Consider the following 17,745-nt stretch of genomic DNA (forward strand, 5'->3'; position numbering starts at 1 on the left):
TAACGCGCGCCGTACCACGCTCTTCGGCCCGCCTCCACAAACATCACCGCGCGCCCGATTCGGTCATCCTCGCATTGGCGCCGAGATGATGCAGGCTTTGTATCGTGTGCCTTGAACTCCAGGCAACCGGCGGATCGGGCAGATCGAGGTCGAACTGTGCCCGCCCGAGCAGCGAATTGACGATCTTGGCGCTGCGCCAAGCCATCAGGCTGAGCTGCGGCTCGGCTATGCCATGGCTGAGCCGGCCGGCATTGAGCGCGTAGATCCGGCGGTCGTCGGGCCCGTCCCATTCGACCTCGAAGCTGGCGTTGAGCCTGTAATGACCGCGCTCGTCCAGCGCGATCCTGTTCATGAGCGGCGCCATGCAATCAGGAATGGCAAAGGCATAGCCGGTGGCCAGAACCACCGCATCGACGGTGCGCGTCTCGATGGCGCCGTCGAAGCCGTTGCGCATGATCAGCCGGTATTCGCTGCCTTCCCGCGTCACGTTCAGCACTTCGCGGTGCGGCGTCATGTTGACCGCCGTCGTTTCCTCCGAGATGTGCCGCAGCGTGTAAAGCTGGCGATAGATCGCCTTCAGCGTGCTCGTCGATGCGCCGTCACCGGCAAGCAGTTGCTGTTCCAGGATCGTCTCACGCCGCCCTTGCGGCAGCCGATGGAAGCTTTCGACATAGCCCGGCGTGAAGAGTTCGTCGGTGAAGGGCGAGTCGTCCAGCGGCAGGAAATTCGGCCGCATCGAGATCCACTCGATTTCGCGACCGGCGAAGCGGTCGGAGGAGATCAGATGCAGCAGCACTTCGGCGCCGCTCTGGCCGCCGCCGATCACGGCGATGCGCTGTCCGCTCAGGCGGTCGAGGCGGCTGGCGGCCTGGGCGTTGTGGAAGCATTGGTCGGAGGCCGCCGCGCGCGCCCAGGCCGGCATGTTGGGCACCAGCCCGACGGCAATGGCGAGATTGCGCGCGTTCACCTGCTCGCAGCCGATACGCAGCCTGAAATTCGTTCCGTCGAAGTCGATCCGGTCGACGGCGCTGGCGAAGCGCAGCGAAGACAAGTTCTCGCCGACCCATCCGAGATAGCGGGCGAATTCCGGCCGCGGGATGGCTGAGAAATCCGCGTTGAGGAATTCATAGAACCGCTTCTGCGCGACCAGATAGGACATGAACGACCATGGGCTGGTCGGATGCGTCGCGGTGACGAGATCCTTGAGGAAGGATGTCTGCAGTTCGACGCCCGGCAGCATCATGCCCGGGTGCCATTCGAGCCGCGTCGCCCGATCGAAGAAGCGCGCTTCGACGCCGTCCACCGCATCGAGATGGGCGGCGAGGCTGAGATTGAACGGCCCGATGCCGATGCCTGCGAGGTCAAGCGTATGGGTCATGGCGAACTCCTTATGGAGCTGGCTGGGCTGATGGGAGATCGCCGGGCTGACTCGGGGTTAAGCGGATTGTCGAGCGGTGTGCCAAGGTCGGGCAGAGGGCGTTCACCGCTGTCGCCGTAGCCGATGGCGAAGCGCACCTTGTTGATGGCGATGCGTGGGATCTTCGGAGCAAACAGATCGAAGAGCGCGAACCGTTCCGACAGCTCAGGGTTCTGCGCCTGGTAGCGCTGGATGGCGGCGGCCAGGATGGCGTAGAAAGTCCTCTCGTCGAAGCGGTCATAGGCGGCCAGCGCCTCGGATAGGAAGCGCAGAACGCTGACGATGTGTCCCGTTTGCAGATGCTGGAGAAGATGTGCCGGCGGCCGGCGCTTCAGCGTCGACAGGATTTTGGGGTCGAGGCCGGCCAGTTCGGGAAACGGCTGGTCGACGAGATCGAGGTCGCCCTGGAAATCCTTGACCGCCACGCCGAGAGGCGTCGCTCCGTCGAGGATGATGGTGACGTTCTGGCCATGGGCGATGAAGCCGACGCCGTAACGGCACATGAAGTGATAGAGCGGCACGAACACCGTGGAGAACAGGCGATCGAGCCATGCCTCCGGACCAAGGCCGGACTGCTCCACCAGGGCGCTGGCGATCGGCCTGCCATGGGCGTCGCGCTGCGGCAGGGCGCCCATCATCATCGGCCGCTGGCCCGCTGTCAGAACCTTTTCGAGGCTTTCGCGCCATATGGCGCCCAGCATCTCGCAAAATTGATAGGGCGCGCCTTCAACGCCGGCGTAGTGCGGATGCGGATAGAAGGCGCCGGCGACTTCCTGCAAGACCTTGACGTCCTTGAGCACCGGGTCCGCGGCCGCCACCGTGGCCAGCCAGCGCGACAGATCGGCGCCGATCGCCATGTATTTGCCCGGCACGCCGCGCCACGCTGAGGTGTTGAGGACGGTCAGCGGCAGCTTGACGTGCAGCGCCTCGGGCCGTGCCACATTGGCAAGAGTGCGCAGCGACTGCAGGGGCAGGAACGCGTCGCCGAACGGACCGAGCGGCACCAGCCGGCCGGCGGCAATCTCGCCACCATATTGCGAGGCGATTATCGCCTGCCACTGCCAGGGGTGGACCGGCAGCAGCCTGTGCGTCGATCGCGAGATCCCGGCGGCGCTGAAAGCCGCTTCGAGCCTTGCGCGCTCGTAGTCGCCGAGTGCGGCCTGCAGCAGCGCCTCTTCGTCGAGCCCGCGGTCAAGCGCCAGCAGGCAGCGATCGCTGGCGGCGGCAAGCCAGAAGAGCTGGAATGCGGCAGCCGATTCTGGCGCGTAGCGCTCGAAGTCGTCCCGTCCCCAGCCAAGCCGTCCCTTGTTGGCAGGGGCCTTCGGATGGCCGTCGAGCAATGCCTGCAACTCGGAATCCGGCAGCGCGGCTAGATCGGCGGCCGGTCGATTGCCGCGCGCCTTGGCGATCCGCATGTCGGCCATCAGCGTGTTGTAAAGCTCCTTCGCATAGGTGCAGAATGTTGCCGGCGACATGCCGAGCGTCTCGCGCGCGTCGGCGAAGAAGGCGACCGCATCGTCGACCGGCAGCTCGATGCCGGCATCGCGGGTCAGCGTCTCCGGACGGACGGCGATCTGGCCCCACAGGCGCCGCGTCGCGGCAAAGCGATAGGTCACGCCGGGGCCGGGCGTCAGCTCCCATCGGCCGGGCGAAAGCTCGCGGGGCGACAGGCACTCCTCGAAGGTCAGTTCGGAAATCGCCTTGGCGACGGCGTCGCGGTTGATCGCAGCCCAGCGTGTCGCCTCCTCCGCTTTGGCAATCGGTTGCTGCACCGTCACAGCGGCACCTCGCGGAAGAAGCGCTCGCGTTCGCAGCAGACCAGCGCCGCGCGCTTGTGCGGGAAGTCGAACTCCTTGACCTTGTCGTAGGCGGCGTCGGCGCAATAGCTCAGCATCTTCTGGTGCGCGGCGCGTGGCTCGCCGACGGTGCGCTGCGTGCGCGGCTCGTCGAGGAACAGATAGTGGGTGACAGAACGGAACAGAGCCAGCGTCTTCGGCCGGCCGAGATGGCGCGTATTGCCGATCAGCCCATGCCAGCCGCGATCCCAGTCGAGCGGCTCGTAATAAGGCCCGAGCCGGTCCTCCTTGGCCCAGTAGAACTCGAAATAGCCGGTCGGCTCGCCGTCGAAGCTGGCGATGACGCCGAAAATATGCGGATCGCTTTCCTGCTCGGCGAGATATTTGTCGAGATCCTCATGGCTCTGGGCAAGCTCCCAGAAGAAGGCGACGCGGCCATCGTTCATCCAGCGATGGAAGAGATCGAGATCGGTCCGGCGGTCAATTGGCCGCAACGACACGGTGAGACCGATCTCGGCAATCCAGCGTTCGTACATCGGGCCGCAGGGGCGCGGTTGGCGCAATGGCGGCAGCCGGTCTTCCGGGCCGATAGCGGTCGTCAATGCCGGATAGGTGACATGCGAGGCCTGGCTGCGCCACAGCAGCGGCAGCTGGCGCAGGACCGAGCGATGGATGACGGCGCATTCCGGTTCACCCGGAACCGTCTCGGTGGCCAGCGCCGAAACCGGCCACAGCGTCTTGGCCGGCAGGAAGGCGCAGTCGAAGGAAGGATGCAGGCGCAGCGCGGCGTCGACGAGACCTGCCAGGATTTGCGGTTGGTCGAGGCGGCCGCCAATGAACGCGACATCGTCGATGAGCAGGCGGCCATCCGCGTCGGAGATGCGGGCCTGTCCCACCGCTGTTCCCTCAGCGTTGACCAGGCTGACATGGCCATCGCCGGCACGGATGGCGAGCGGCTCCGCGGCCGAGGCCAGATGCTGCCATCCTTCGTTGCCGGCGACGGTGGCGGGTGACCAGTTTTTCCCAGCCTCGATGTTCATGCGTATTCTCTCACATGCAGGGGGTTCGGAAGCTCGACGTAACCTGCCAGCGGGTCGGTCACTTCGGTGTTCTCATTGATGTCGCGCAGCGCGATCAGGAAATTGCCCTTGGCGGCGAGCGTCGGCGCGTTGAGCAAATAGTCGACGCAGGACCGGTCAGCCATCGGCGTGGCGGCCAGCCGCTCGAGCGAGCGGCGGAATATCGCCAGCAGATCGTCTTCGTTGGTGAGGCCAGCGGCCGCAAGGGCTGCGACGGCGGCGAAAGCGCCATTGACGACCAGATAGTAGCCGAACAGCTTCGCGGCCGCTTCCGCTGGGAAGACATGATCGCCCGCCTGACCAGCCTCGGGCACGAATTCGCGCAGCCTGGGCAGGAATTCCTCGACATAACCGGTGCCCTGGCAGTCGCGAAAATAGAGCGCATTCGGCCAGCCGCCGGCGAGGCCGACGACGAGGTTCTGCTGATGGGCGCCGAACAGCAGGCCGAATTCCGAGAAGGCAACGATAAACGGCTCGATGGCGGCATGAAGGAAACGCTCGAACCACAAACGCGCCGTTTCCTCGACAGGTCGCTTCTCGTCGCGGGCGATACGGTGGACCAGGTCGGACAGATGGCTTTCGGTACGGCCGGGATGGCGCTCGCAAAGCGCGCCGAGAACGGCAGCCGCCGGATTGCCCGTGCCGCGAAACGGATTTTCGCGAAACGAGACGATGGTATCCGTCATCAGCCGGCCGTCTTCGTCACGCAGGCCGAACCAGGCGGGCTCACCCAGCACCGTCATGGTCGGGCAGCGCCGCTGCAAGGCATAGCCGAGCTTGCCCTTGACCAGCCGGTGCACCGAAAGGCCGCGCCGGCACTCATGCTCCTCGACGATGCGCCTGGAATTGGTCAGGCGCAGGCTGAGCGAGAATTTCAGCATCCACTCGGCTTCAGCTGAATGAACCGTGCGCAGCGAGGTCGTGGCCCGCCACGCTGGTCCGCCGAGCCCAAGATCGACAATACGGCCGGCGCGAAACAGGCGCTCGACGCGGTCTTCCAGTATGAGCCGTACGGCCTGCCACGGATGCATCGGAACGAGAACCTTGCCCTGTTGCTTGCCAGCCCGAGCAAGCAGCTGCGGATCGCTGGCGGCAAGCCCGCGGACCATCTCGGTGACATCTAGCGGCTCGACGCTGCCCCCAGTGAGGATGGTCGGGTCGACGGCCCACCAGCGCAGTTTGAACGCATTGCAGTATTCATGCCCGAAGCGCGCGGAATCCGTGTGCGTGAACTCTTCGCGACTCATAGGCGCCGGATGCACGGCATGGCCGAAGCGCAGGGCGCTTTCGGCATCGATGAAATCAGGATCGCCTTCGGAGAAGGGCCGCGACGATCCACGCGCCGCAGTCGCCTCAGCGATTGCGGCGATGCTGGCCAGGCTGCGGCGCAGGAAGGTCAGTCGGCTTTTCGCTGTCGCCCTGCCGGCAATGTCGGGATCCGCCAGGATCAGCGCCAAAAGGCTGAAAAGGTCGATCTCGGTCGCTTCGCCATCGGCCCCCTCGTTGCTAATATCGAGGCGCCAGAGCGGCATCGCTAAATCGTGGTAACCAACCTTCGAGCGATGCCGCGCCTCGACGAGCACCGCCGCGCGCGAGGCAGGGAAATTCAGACGCAGCACGGCCGCCTGCGGCCGAAACAGCCCGGTTTGGCTGGCGTCGACGAATTCCCAGCCATCCCATTCCCGCAGCAACGCGTTGAGGACGGGTTTAATGCAGAGGAAGATTCTGGTTTTACTTGTTCCATGTGCATCCTCATAAATCCTAATAATACTGATCGCATTACATCTATACATTGTCGTCTTTAAACATTTGTGTTGATTATCTGTTCTAAACGAGAAATAAGCTTGGCCTTATGACGACCGGTATGAAAAATCGATCTTCGCTTCTGCGCCGCCTGGCAATCGCGGTCTCGGCAATCGGCTTCGGCCAATCGGCCTTCGTATCGCTCGTTCCCCTGGTGATGGAGCGGCTGAAGCTCGACACGTTTGCTATCGGCGCGGCAACCGCTGTCGGCGCGGCGGCCTTTCTGGTCGGCTCGCCGCTGTGGGGTCGCATGGGCGAGCGGCTTGGCCATGCCAGGCTGCTGCGCCTGCTCGGCCTCGCCATGCTGGCCGGCCAGGCGGTGTTCGCCATTCTGCTGATAGCCGGCATGGGAGCCGCGCTCGGCATCGCTTTGCTGATGCTCTCGCGAACCGTGTACGGTTTTGCCGCGTCCGGCGTCATGCCGACGGCGCAGATCTGGGCCAGCCGCTCGGTCGCCGACGACAGGCGGCAGGCCGCGCTGGGGCTGCTTGGCGCCGGCGTCAGCATGGGACGGCTGGCCGGCGCTCTGCCGGCGGCGGCGGCCGTGCTGTCGCCGCTGCTGCCACCCATCCTGTTCCTGTTCAGCCCGCTGCTGCTGTGGCTGGCGCCGGGCAGAGAGCAAAGCGGCGGACAGACCGACGCCAAGGCGGCCGATGCCGGGCGCGGAGTATCGCCCTTCGATCGCCGCGCTCTGCCCTGCCTGGCGATGGGCTTGTGCCTGACGCTCGGCTTCGGACAGGTGCAGATGATGCTCGGCCCGATGGCCCAGCAGCGTTTTGGCCTTGGTGCGACGCAGGCCACGACGGTGACCGGCCTGGCCCTGATGCTGGTCGCCGTCGTCATGGTTCTGGTCCAGGGACTGCTCATGGCGCGCCTGCGGCTGGCGGAGCGCAACAGCGTCATCGTCGGCTGTCTCATGGTTTGCGTCGGCATGACGGCGCTGGCCGTCACGGCCAGCCATGTTGCCTCGGCAGCGTCTCTGGTGGTGGCGGCGGCCGGCATTGCCCTGGCGACACCCGGCTACACCGCCTGGCTGATGAAGCGCCTGGAGCCCGGCGAGCAGGGCGCGGCGGCCGGCTGGCTCACCAGCACCCATGTGCTCGGCCAGAGCATCGGCGCATTGGCCGGCGGCTTCGCCTTCACGCTCTGGCCCTTTGCGCCGCTGGCCGGCTGCGCGGCGCTGGCTCTGGCCGCAGCCGGTCTTGCAGCCATGGTGCATAAGCACTAGCGAACCCGCACTCATTCGGCGACCTCCGGCAGCGGCATCGGCGTTCCTCGCTGGGTCTTTGCGGCATCGGCGAAATGGGCATTCAGCATGCGATAGGTCGCCACCACGGCGATGCCCGACAGCACTGTCGCCAGGGTGAACAGCGCGGAGTAGCCGAGCATGTCGGCAAGGCGGCCGGCAAGCATGGAGCCGACGAGGTAGACGATGAGTTGGGCGCAGGACAGGATGGTGAAATCGGTGCCGGGTTGGTCCGACGACGTGACGGACATGAACAGGCTGTAGAGCGCCACGATCTCCATGTAGCGCACCAGCGTCTGCAGGAACGAGGCCCCGAAGATCGGCCAGAAGCCGGCGATAGCGCCGAAAGCATGCAGCGCGAAGATCAGGAAGCAGGTGGTGCGCAACGCGCCGAGCAGGCCCAGCACCGAGGCGGCACCGCGCTTGTGCAGCAGCCACGCCGCCAGCGCCGAGCCGCCAAGCCCGACGGTGAGCGCGGCACCGCCAGAGAGATAGCCGATGATGTCGAGCGGCACGCCGGCATCGACGAGATAGGAGCCTTCCATCGACTTCACCAGCCCTTCGCTGGCGCGGTAGATGAGCGCGATCCACAGGATCTGGCGCGCCTCCGGCCGGCGCAGGAAACGCAGGATCGAGGGGCGGTCCCTGGACGCCTGCGGCGCGCTGGCAACGGGATCGGTCTCGCGCATGGCGAAGGCGGCGACCAGCGGGATGATGGACAGCGCGGCCACCATGGCCACCATGGTTTGCCAGCCGGCATGATGATAAGCCAACAGGCCGAGCGTGCCGCCGAGAACGACGCCGAGCGCGACGGCGCCGCCCTGGATCGCATTGCCGATCGGCCTGTCCTTCGGGTCGAGATATTTGGCCGCGTAGCCGTCGGTGGCGATGTCCTGGGTCGACATCAACAGGCTCACGACAAGGCCGACGGCAAAGATACCGGCGACATCGGTCGGCTCGATCCAAAGCATGGCGGCGATGCCGGCGATGACGCCGATCTGGGTGATGATGACCCAGCCGGCGCGATGGGCGCGGGCCGTTGGCCGAAAGCGGTCGACCAGCGGCGCCCATAGGAATTTCAGCACCAGCGGCAGCATCAGCAGCGCCATCAAGCCAATGGCGGTGCGCGACACGCCCTGCTCGCGCAGGATCGGCGGGATCGCCGCGGCAAACAGATAGCTCGGGATGGCCTGCGCCAGATAAAGGCAGGCGAGAACGACGAAAAGCCGCAGGCGCGAAAGCCCGGCGGGCGCCGGCCGGTCTGCGTCGCCGCTCATTTGACATAGTCCTTCGGTGCGTAACCGTTCAGGAAGGCGCCGGCCTCCGCCCGGCTGCGGGTGACGAGCACTGGAAAGCCGAACAGGCTTTGCCAGACGCGCTGCATGTTCTCGTCGGCGGCGGGGCGCACCAGCGCACAGGCGCGGCAGGCTTTTTCGAGCTGCTCGCGTTCCGCCTTGTACCAGAGGTTTTGCGCCTTGCGCTGGGCGTCGCTCAGCGCGATCTCGATGCGGATATCGACCAACAGCACGAACGGCTCCCTCTCCTGTGAAAGGCAGCCGAGCGCCTCGATATAGGCCCCGCCATCCGCCGGATCGGCGGGCGCTTCTGCCAGCAGCGAAACCAATGCACCGTTTCGTTGGAGAGACACCGCCATTGCCGCCCTCAGAAGGTGATCTGGTACGACAGAGCGACGGAACGCCCCAGACCGGGAACGTCGGCGCCGCGCGTCGCCGATGCGGAGGGGTTGATGTAATAGGTGTCGAACACATTGCGCACGGCAAGGTTCAGCACACTCTCATTGGCGAACGTCTTCGAGACTGCAAGATTGACCAGTGCTGCACCGTCCAGTTCCTGGGTGGCGATGCGGTCGCGCCCGGAAAACAGCTCCAACTCGCTGCGCAGGGTCAGCTCGTTCTCGAAACGGGTGGTGAGATAGACCAGGCCCTTGTAGGTCGAGGGGATACGGTTGTTGGGCAGATATTCGTTAGCTTCGATGTGGCCGTCGTGATCCGCATCGTATTTGCCTTCGACATAGCCGACCGATCCGCCCAGCGTGAACATGCCGCTGAGGTCTGCCTCGAGATTGGCTTCGACGCCCCAGATACGTTCCTTCTGCTGCGATACCCGGTTGTTGACGATGTCGTAGCTGACGCCGTTGTCCGAGGTCGACAGATAGGTGCTGACGCCGCCGCGATAGTCGCCCCAATCGCCGCGCAGACCGGCTTCCCAGGTGTTCACCAGCTGGGGTTCAGGCGCGATATCGGCATAGCTGATCGCGTAATCCGGCGCGTTGGTGCATGGCAGCAGCGGCCGGATGGCGGTGCCATAGGCGTCGCAGGTTTCGGCGTTGGAGTTCAACCCGGCCCGGCGGGTGAAGCCGCCAATGTCGGTCAGGCTGTAGCCTTGCGAGAAATTGCCGAAAAGCTGCATCCTTTCGGTCAGATCGTAGACGGCGCCGGCGTTGAAGGTGACGGCGTCGTAGTCGAACGAGCCGCCGGTCACCCGGATCGCCGGCAGGCCGATAATGTTGCGGCCGAGCAGAACGGCAGCGGCAGGCCGGGTGAAGTCTTCAACATTGAGATAAAACTGGTCGTAGCGCGCGCCGCCGCTGATGCGAAAGCGATCCGTCACCGGAATTTCGCCTTGCGCAAACAAGGCAACCGAGTTCTGGGTCGTGGGCGAGATGGCGTCCTGACCGTTGGTCAGCTGCTGATCGGTGGCATCGAAGAGGTAGTCGGCGCCCCAGGTCAGCGTGCTGCCCTGAGTGATAAAGTCCATCGGCGTGTTGACGGTCAGGTTGACGCCGCTGCGCCGCGATTGCAGCGCCGTCTGGTTGAAGTCGGCGGTCGGGTCCGTACCCGGCGGCAGGATCACCGGCCGCGTCGGGTTCGTCGGTAAATACACCTGGCTGTTGACGGCCGAGAATTTGGTAAAGGGCGACTGCTTGAAGATGTCGTTGTAGAACGCCTTGACCTCGAGGTTTCCGAGCGCGAAGTCGCTGTCGGTGTATTTGGCGGTCAGATATTTCGAATCTTCCTTCAGCGGCTTGCCTTCATAGGGATCGCCGAAATCCGGGGAGACGGGATTGGTCGTGTAATCGGTGAACCAGTCCGGCTTCTGGTTGGCATAGGTCCAGTCGACGCTGGCCTCGAAGCGCCTGGAATCGAACTGGTAGCCGGCCACGCCGAAGAGATTGCCCCTGCCGGTGCGGTCGCCGCCGCCTTGCCCAAGCATGGCGTCGGAAGCCACCTCGTTGCCGTGGCCGTCATAGGTGCGGCGCGACAGATCACCGGACGCCGAGAAGAAATAGTCGAAATCGCCTTTCTTGCCCTCGACTGAGACACTGGTGCTTGGCCCGGCCGACTTGCCGGGGTTTTCGGTGAAGGCGGTGACGCCGGTGCGCACCGTCACCTTCGGCTTGTCGCTGTCGCCGCGCTTGGTGATGAAGTTGATCGTGCCGCCGGTGGCGCCGGCGCCATAAAGGCTGGACGCGCCATTGATGACTTCGATGCGCTCGACCGAATTCAGGTCGATCATCGACAGGATGCGTGAGACGTCCCGCAGCGGTGTGTTGCGCGGCACACCGTCGACCATGATGAGAACGCTGCGCCCGCGGAAGGTTTCCGAAGCGCCGGAAATGGTCTGGTTGCGTGGCGCGTAGCCGGGGACGATGCGGCTGATCAGGGTCGCGGCGTCGATATTTTCCTGCGCGGCTTCCTCGACCTGTTCCTGTTCCACGACCTGGACAGACTGAGCGACGCTGGAAATCGACCTTTCATTGCGGCCGGTGACCAGTATCTGATCGAGCACGGTGGCTCCCTGCTGGTCCGTCGGAGCGGCTTCCTGGGCAAATGCCGCGCCTGCCATAATCGACGAACCCAAAGCCGATGACCAAAGAAGCGTACTGAAAAATCTGCGCATGCTGTCCCCATCCATGCCCTGGTCCCCAGCGCCAGAGCGGAAAGGCCCAGTTATAATTCATGATAAAACGAGTCAACATTTATTTTGTGGCTTTTCAAATCAGGATTAGTCAGCGAACGGATGGGAGCCGGGTACATGAACGGCGCGCACTTTAGCCGGCACTAAGATGCTGAGTTTTCTTGACAAACGGCTTGCGGGCGGCCGGCGGCGGCGTCAGCCTTTGTGCTTACAAGAAGCTCTGCGGATCGATGTCGACCTGCACGCGGACCGAGCCGCGCTGCATCGGCCCTTCGGCCAGCATGGTGCGGATGAAGCCTTGGATGTCGGCGCGCTTTTCACCCTGGATCAGCAAACGGAAACGATGGCGCCCACCGAGCAGCGACAGCGGCGCCTCGGCCGGACCGAGCACGAACAGGTCGCTGGCCTGGGGTGCTGCACGGCGCAGGCCGCGCGCGTGGCCTTCGGCCTCGGCCCGCGTCACCGCACTGACGATGACGCCGGCAAGCCTGCCGAAGGGCGGCAGGGCTGCCCGTTCGCGCTCAGTGATCTCGCGTTCGTAAAAGGCCTCGGCATCGCCCGAGACGATCGCCCGCATCACCGGATGGTCCGGCTGGAAAGTCTGCAGCAGGCCGAGGCTCTTCTTGCCGGTGCGGCCGGCGCGTCCAGTCACCTGGCTGAGCAATTGGAAGGTGCGCTCAGCGGCGCGCGGATCGCCATTGGCGAGGCCGAGATCGGCATCGACGACGCCGACCAGCGTCATGTTGGGAAAGTTATGGCCCTTGGCGACCAGCTGCGTGCCGATGACGATGTCGGCCTCGCCGTTGGCGATGGCCTCGAGCTCCAGCCGCAGCCGGCGCACCCCGCCCATCAAATCGGATGACAGGACGATCGTGCGCGAGTCGGGGAAATGCGCCACGACTTCTTCAGCTATCCGCTCGACGCCAGGCCCGCAGGCGACCAGATGGTCGAGCGTGCCGCATTCCGGACAAGCCTCCGGCCGCTTCTCATTGTGCCCGCAATGATGGCAGACGAGTTGGCCGCGAAAGCGGTGCTCGACCAGCCAGGCCGAACAAACCGGGCAGCCGAAGCGGTGGCCGCAGACACGGCACAGCGTCAGCGGCGCGTAGCCGCGCCGGTTGAGGAACAGCAGCGACTGCTCCTTCTTCTCCAGCGTACGTTGCATCTGGTCGATCAGCAGCGGCGACAGAAAGCCGCCGCGGGCCGGCGGCGCGCGCCGCATGTCGATCGTCTTGAGATCGGGAAGCGCGGCTTCGGCAAAGCGCGCCGACAGCACCGCCCTGCTGTAGCGGCCCTGCTGCGCATTGACCCGGCTTTCGACCGATGGCGTCGCCGACGCCAGCACCACCGGGAAGCCGCTGATATGGCCGCGCACCACCGCCATGTCGCGCGCATTGTAGAAGACGCGATCCTCCTGCTTGTAGGCGGGGTCGTGCTCCTCGTCGACGACGATCAGCCCGAGCTCGCGGAACGGCAGGAACAGCGCCGAACGCGCCCCGGCAACGACGCGCACGCCGCCTTCCGCCACCTGCCGCCAGACCTTTTCGCGCATTCGGGGCGGCAGGTCGGAATGCCATTCCGCCGGCTTGGCGCCGAAGCGCTGCTGAAAGCGTTCGAGGAAGGCATGCGTCAGCGCGATCTCCGGCAAAAGGATCAACACCTGCTTGCCCCGGTCAAGGGCTGCCGCCACCGCCTCGAAATAAACTTCCGTCTTGCCCGAGCCGGTGACGCCGTCGAGCAGCGTGACGTTGAAAGCAGCGGCCGCGACATTGGCGCGCAGCATGGCGGCCGCGTCTGCCTGGTCCGGCATCAGCTCCGGCATGGCGTAGGAGGGATCGGGCGCGGCGACCACCGGTCGAGGCGGGATCATCGCCGTCTCGAACACGCCTTGCGCCTTGAGTCCCTCGATAACCGTCGACGACACGCCCGCCGCATGCGCCAGGCCGGATCGCGTCCAGGCAAGCCCCCCTTCCGCCGTCTCCAGCACGCGCGTCCTGGCATCCGTCATCCGGTCCGGCATGACGAGGGTTCGCTGCAGGCCCTCGATCCACGGTTCTGGATCGAACGCCTCCGGCGCGCGCAACAGCATGCGCGCCACCATGCCGGGCGGCGACAGCGTGTACTGCGCCAGCCAGTCGACAAAGCGGCGCATGCCGCGGTCGATCGGCGGGCAGTCGAAGACCTGTTCGATCGGGCGCAGCTTTTTGGCGTCGATATTCTCGACCGCACCATCCCAGACGATGCCGGCAACCTGGCGCGGACCGAGCGGCACGCGCACGATCGAGCCCGGCACCACGCGCATGCCGGCGGGCACAGCGTAGGTGTAGGGCCGTTCGGCGGGCATCGGCACCAGCACCGGCGCGGCTGCGACAAAGGGCGAATCTTCGATCATCGGGCGTGACCTTGCCCCGACTTTGGTCTAGATCAAAGGGCAACCCCGAATGTGCATGGCATGCACATGGAAATCTTTCAGGAGACCCCCATGAAATTTTTTGTCGACACCGCTGACATCAAGGACATCAAGGAACTGAACGACCTGGGGCTGCTCGACGGCGTGACCACCAATCCCTCGCTGATCCTGAAATCCGGCGGCAAGATCGCCGAAGTCACCAAGCAGATCTGCGACATCGTCAAAGGCCCGGTTTCGGCCGAGGTTGTTGCGGTCGAATACAAGGACATGATGGCCGAGGCCAACATCCTAGCCAAGATCGCCGACAATGTCTGCATCAAGGTGCCGCTGACGCTCGACGGCCTGCGCGCCTGCAAGACGATCCGCACCGAGATGAACCGCATGGTCAATGTAACGCTGTGCTTCTCGGCCAACCAGGCGCTGCTGGCGGCCAAGGCCGGCGCCTCGTTCATCTCGCCCTTCGTCGGCCGCGTCGACGATACCGGCGCGGACGGCATGGAACTGATCCAGGAGATCCGGCAGATCTACGACAATTACGATTTCGACACCGAGATCCTCGTCGCTTCGGTTCGCACCGTGAACCACGTCAAGCAGGCAGCCCTGATCGGCGCCGATGTCGTTACCGCGCCGGCCGCGACGCTGAAGGCGCTGGTCAAGCACCCGTTGACCGACAAGGGCCTGGATCAGTTCGCTGCCGACTGGGCCAAGACCGGCCAGAAGATCGGCTGAGATCGGTTCGATACAAAACGAAGAAAGGCCGGGAAACCGGCCTTTTTGTTGCGGACTGCTAAAAGTCTAGTTGGCAGCGCCAGGGAATGCTCAGGCCTTCTTGCCGTGCCTGACCAAGTCCTGGGCGACCGACAGGCTCACCATTTCAGCCAGTTCACGCGCGGCGCGGTTCTCGGCGTCGAGCTGTGCCCGGTAGGAGGCGAACTCCTGCGTCGGCTTGTCGAAGGATGATGGGATCGACCGTTTGCCGGTTGCGATCACCACGCCGGTCCTGGCATCGGTCAGCACATAGTTTGCGGTCAGCGTCACCGTGCCTGCCGTCGGCTCGTCTTCGTCGGTCTGGATCTGCACCACCGCGGCCGATTCGACCAGTTCGGTGACGCCGAGATCGAGCATGTAGACCGGTGCCGTCGTTTCGCCGGCACCCTGGCCGAAGGCGAAGATCAGATTGTTGCGGACCTGCTGGGCATAGCGGGTCTTGACCGGCTTGACCGCGATCGAGGCGAGCTCCGCCGACGCGCTGACAGTCGAGCCTGCCGTCAGCGGCGCGCTCGAATAGAGCGGCCTGACCGTGCAGGCCGAAACCAGCGTCATCGAGGCCACCAGCCCGCAGAGCGCGGTGCGGCGCAGCACATGCGTCGTCTTTCCGAAGTCAAGCCCCGTCTTTTTGAAATCAGGCAACGACATTGACGATCCTCTGCGGCACGATGATCACCTTGCGGGGCGCCTTACCTTCCAGCGCTTTCTGCACGAAGTCGAGAGCCAGAACCGCTTTTTCGACCGCACCTTGGTCCGCGTCGCGGGCAATTGTCAAATCGCCGCGCTTCTTGCCGTTGACCTGAACCGGGAGCACGATCTCGTTGTCGACCACCAGTGCCGGATCGTAGACCGGCCAAGGCCGTTCGGCGACCAGATCGGTGCCGCCGAGCGTGTGCCAGCACTCTTCGGCTAGATGCGGCATGACCGGCGCGACCACATGCACAAGGATCTCCACCGCCTCGCGGCAGGCGCCTTTCAGCGCCGCGTCGGCCTTGCCCTCGGCGACGTCGTTGAGCGGCGCGGTCAAGGCATTGGCCAGTTCGTAGATGCGGGCGATGGCCCGGTTGAAGCCGAGCTTCTCGATATCCTCGCCGATAGCCTTTAGGATCTTGTGCGCGGCCTTGGAAACGGCCCCCGCCTCGCCCTCCGGCGCCGCCTGCGGCTTGGCGCCGTCAAGCGTCTCGGCGGCAATGGACACCAGGCGCCAGACACGCTGGATGAAGCGATGTGCGCCGGCGGCGCCATCGTCCGTCCATTCGACGTCGCGCTCGGGCGGCGAATCCGACAGCATGAACCAGCGTGCGGTGTCGGCGCCGTAGCCGTCGGTGATGTCTTCCGGGCTTACCGTATTCTTCTTCGACTTCGACATCTTTTCGAGTGAGCCGATCGCCGCCTCTTCGCCGGTGGCGATCTCGATGGCGCGGCGCTTGCCGCCGACATCCTCGATCCTGACCTCAGCCGGCGACAGCCAGCGGCCATTGTTCGACGCTCCGCCGACGCGGTAGGTCTCATGCACCACCATGCCTTGCGTGAACAGGCCCTTGAACGGCTCGGCCAGGTCGAGATGCCCGGTCGCGCGCATGGCGCGGGTGAAGAAGCGCGAATAGAGCAGATGGAGGATCGCGTGCTCGATGCCGCCAATATACTGGTCGACGGCCAGCCAGTCATCGGCAGCCTTCGGCTCCGTCGGCTCGTTGGCCCAGGGCGCGGTGAAGCGCGCGAAATACCAGGATGAATCGACGAACGTGTCCATCGTGTCAGTCTCGCGGCGCGCATCCTTGCCGCATTGCGGGCACTTCACATGCCGCCAGGTCGGGTGGCGGTCGAGCGGATTGCCGGGACGGTCGAACTCGATGTCGTCGGGCAGCTTGACGGGCAGGTCGGCCTTCGGCACCGGCACGACGCCGCAATCCTCGCAATGGATCATCGGGATCGGGCAGCCCCAGTAGCGCTGACGCGAAATGCCCCAGTCGCGCAAGCGGAAGTTCACCTTGCGCTCCGCCATTGGCCGCCCGCCTATGGTCTTCTGCTCCAGGAGCTTTGCCACCTCGTCGAACGCCTGCTCCGGCTTCAGGCCGTCGAGGAAACGCGAATTGATCATCACGCCGTCATCGACATAGGCCTCTTCCGTGACCTGGAAGGTCTTGGCGTCGGCATCTTCCGGCATTACCACCGGGATCACCGGCAGGCCGTATCTGTTGGCGAAATCGAGGTCGCGCTGGTCGCCCGACGGGCAGCCGAATATGGCGCCGGTGCCGTATTCCATCAAAACGAAATTCGCGACGTAGACCGGCAGGGTCCACGAGTCGTCGAACGGATGCACGACGCGGATGCCGGTGTCGAAACCTTTCTTCTCGGCCGTCTCCAGTGCGGCCACCGACGTGCCCATATGCCTGATTTCGTCGATGAACTTGGCCAGATCGAGATTGGTCTCGGCGGCCTTCCTGGCCAGCGGATGGTCGGCGGCGACCGCCATGAACGACGCGCCGAAAATGGTGTCGGGCCTGGTCGTGTAGACCTCCAGTTCCTTCGCATCGCCAACCGGAGCGGCCAGCGGCCAGCGGATCAGCAGCCCTTCCGAGCGGCCGATCCAGTTCTGCTGCATCAGCTTGACCTTTTCCGGCCACTCGCCGAGACCATTCAGCGAGTCCAGCAGGTCCTGCGCGTAGTCGGTGATCTTGAAGAACCACTGCGTCAGCTCGCGCTGTTCGACCAGCGCGCCCGAGCGCCAGCCACGGCCGTCGATGACCTGCTCGTTGGCGAGCACCGTCATATCCTCCGGGTCCCAGTTGACCTTGGAGGATTTGCGCGTCACCAGCCCCTTTTCGACGAAGTCGAGGAACAGCATCTGCTGGCGGTGGTAATAGTCGACGTCGCAGGTGGCGAACTCGCGCGCCCAGTCCAGCGACAGGCCCATCATCTTGAGCTGCTCGCGCATGGCGGCGATGTTGGCGTAGGTCCATTCCTTGGGATGGACCTTGTTCTGCATCGCCGCGTTTTCGGCCGGCATGCCGAAAGCGTCCCAGCCCATCGGGTGCAGCACGTTGAAACCCTTGGCCCGCTTGTAGCGCGCCACCACGTCGCCCATCGTGTAGTTGCGGGTGTGGCCGATATGGATCTTCCCCGAGGGATAGGGGAACATCTCCAGCACGTAGTATTTCGGCTTTGGGTCGTTGTTATGCGCTTCGAACAGCTTCTTTTCGGCCCAGGCCTTCTGCCATTTGGGCTCTGACGCGCGCGGATTGTATCGTTCGGTTGCCATCGGATGATTTTCACTTAAAAGCAGA

At 64.7% G+C, this 17,745-nt stretch carries 12 protein-coding genes; 2 read left to right on the forward strand and 10 right to left on the reverse strand.

Features of this window, described 5'->3' with window-relative positions; genetic code table 11:
• Positions 1–43 precede the first annotated feature (43 nt).
• From AC3CCE_RS10475 to AC3CCE_RS10490, 4 genes are read right to left on the reverse strand one after another with little or no spacing between them, the layout of a single operon-like run.
• On the reverse strand, positions 44–1,378 hold the full coding sequence (locus AC3CCE_RS10475) for a lysine N(6)-hydroxylase/L-ornithine N(5)-oxygenase family protein (RefSeq protein WP_352623801.1): 1,335 nt from the start codon (positions 1,376–1,378) through the stop codon (positions 44–46).
• Complete coding sequence (locus AC3CCE_RS10480) at positions 1,375–3,195, reverse strand: IucA/IucC family protein (RefSeq protein WP_488377133.1); 1,821 nt, start codon at positions 3,193–3,195, stop codon at positions 1,375–1,377. Before AC3CCE_RS10480 ends, AC3CCE_RS10475 begins: the two co-directional genes overlap by 4 nt.
• Positions 3,192–4,253 (reverse strand): GNAT family N-acetyltransferase, encoded by a 1,062-nt coding sequence (locus AC3CCE_RS10485; RefSeq protein ID WP_352623804.1) that lies wholly within the window; start codon positions 4,251–4,253, stop codon positions 3,192–3,194. The genes AC3CCE_RS10480 and AC3CCE_RS10485 overlap by 4 nt, the downstream gene beginning before the upstream one ends.
• Positions 4,250–5,911, reverse strand: a complete 1,662-nt coding sequence (locus AC3CCE_RS10490) for an IucA/IucC family protein (RefSeq protein WP_352623806.1) — start codon at positions 5,909–5,911, stop codon at positions 4,250–4,252. Before AC3CCE_RS10490 ends, AC3CCE_RS10485 begins: the two co-directional genes overlap by 4 nt.
• Before the next feature lie 245 nt (positions 5,912–6,156).
• Here AC3CCE_RS10490 and AC3CCE_RS10495 point away from each other — a divergent pair, with 245 nt between their 5' ends.
• Positions 6,157–7,323, forward strand: a complete 1,167-nt coding sequence (locus tag AC3CCE_RS10495) for an MFS transporter (RefSeq protein ID WP_352623808.1) — start codon at positions 6,157–6,159, stop codon at positions 7,321–7,323.
• 11 nt (positions 7,324–7,334) lie between these two features.
• On the opposite strand, the gene AC3CCE_RS10500 is transcribed toward AC3CCE_RS10495, so the two are convergent.
• The 4 genes from AC3CCE_RS10500 to AC3CCE_RS10515 form a co-directional block, all read right to left on the reverse strand.
• Positions 7,335–8,618 carry a RhtX/FptX family siderophore transporter gene (locus tag AC3CCE_RS10500; RefSeq protein WP_352623810.1) on the reverse strand — a complete coding sequence of 428 codons (1,284 nt, stop codon included), beginning with the start codon at positions 8,616–8,618 and terminating at the stop codon, positions 7,335–7,337.
• Positions 8,615–8,995: a hypothetical protein gene (locus tag AC3CCE_RS10505; protein WP_155923988.1), complete on the reverse strand. Its 381-nt coding sequence runs from the start codon at positions 8,993–8,995 to the stop codon at positions 8,615–8,617. Before AC3CCE_RS10505 ends, AC3CCE_RS10500 begins: the two co-directional genes overlap by 4 nt.
• Before the next feature lie 8 nt (positions 8,996–9,003).
• Positions 9,004–11,208, reverse strand: coding sequence for a TonB-dependent receptor (locus AC3CCE_RS10510; RefSeq protein WP_352623812.1), 2,205 nt, complete (start codon positions 11,206–11,208; stop codon positions 9,004–9,006).
• A 280-nt stretch (positions 11,209–11,488) separates the two neighbouring features.
• A complete protein-coding gene (locus tag AC3CCE_RS10515) occupies positions 11,489–13,672 on the reverse strand; it encodes a primosomal protein N' (protein ID WP_352623814.1) in 2,184 nt (727 codons plus the stop codon).
• 90 nt (positions 13,673–13,762) lie between these two features.
• On the opposite strand from AC3CCE_RS10515, the gene fsa reads away from it, so the two are divergent.
• Positions 13,763–14,419: a fructose-6-phosphate aldolase gene (fsa, locus tag AC3CCE_RS10520; protein WP_023688874.1), complete on the forward strand. Its 657-nt coding sequence runs from the start codon at positions 13,763–13,765 to the stop codon at positions 14,417–14,419.
• Between the two features lie 90 nt (positions 14,420–14,509).
• Here fsa and AC3CCE_RS10525 read toward each other — a convergent pair whose 3' ends face one another.
• Both AC3CCE_RS10525 and leuS read right to left on the reverse strand, forming a co-directional pair.
• Entirely contained in the window at positions 14,510–15,106 is a 597-nt protein-coding gene (locus AC3CCE_RS10525; RefSeq protein ID WP_023698237.1) for an LPS assembly lipoprotein LptE, read from the reverse strand.
• Complete coding sequence (gene leuS / locus AC3CCE_RS10530; RefSeq protein WP_352623816.1) at positions 15,093–17,720, reverse strand: leucine--tRNA ligase; 2,628 nt, start codon at positions 17,718–17,720, stop codon at positions 15,093–15,095. The genes AC3CCE_RS10525 and leuS overlap by 14 nt, the downstream gene beginning before the upstream one ends.
• Positions 17,721–17,745: the final 25 nt, after the last annotated feature.

This window comes from Mesorhizobium sp. P160187 (assembly GCF_057766425.1).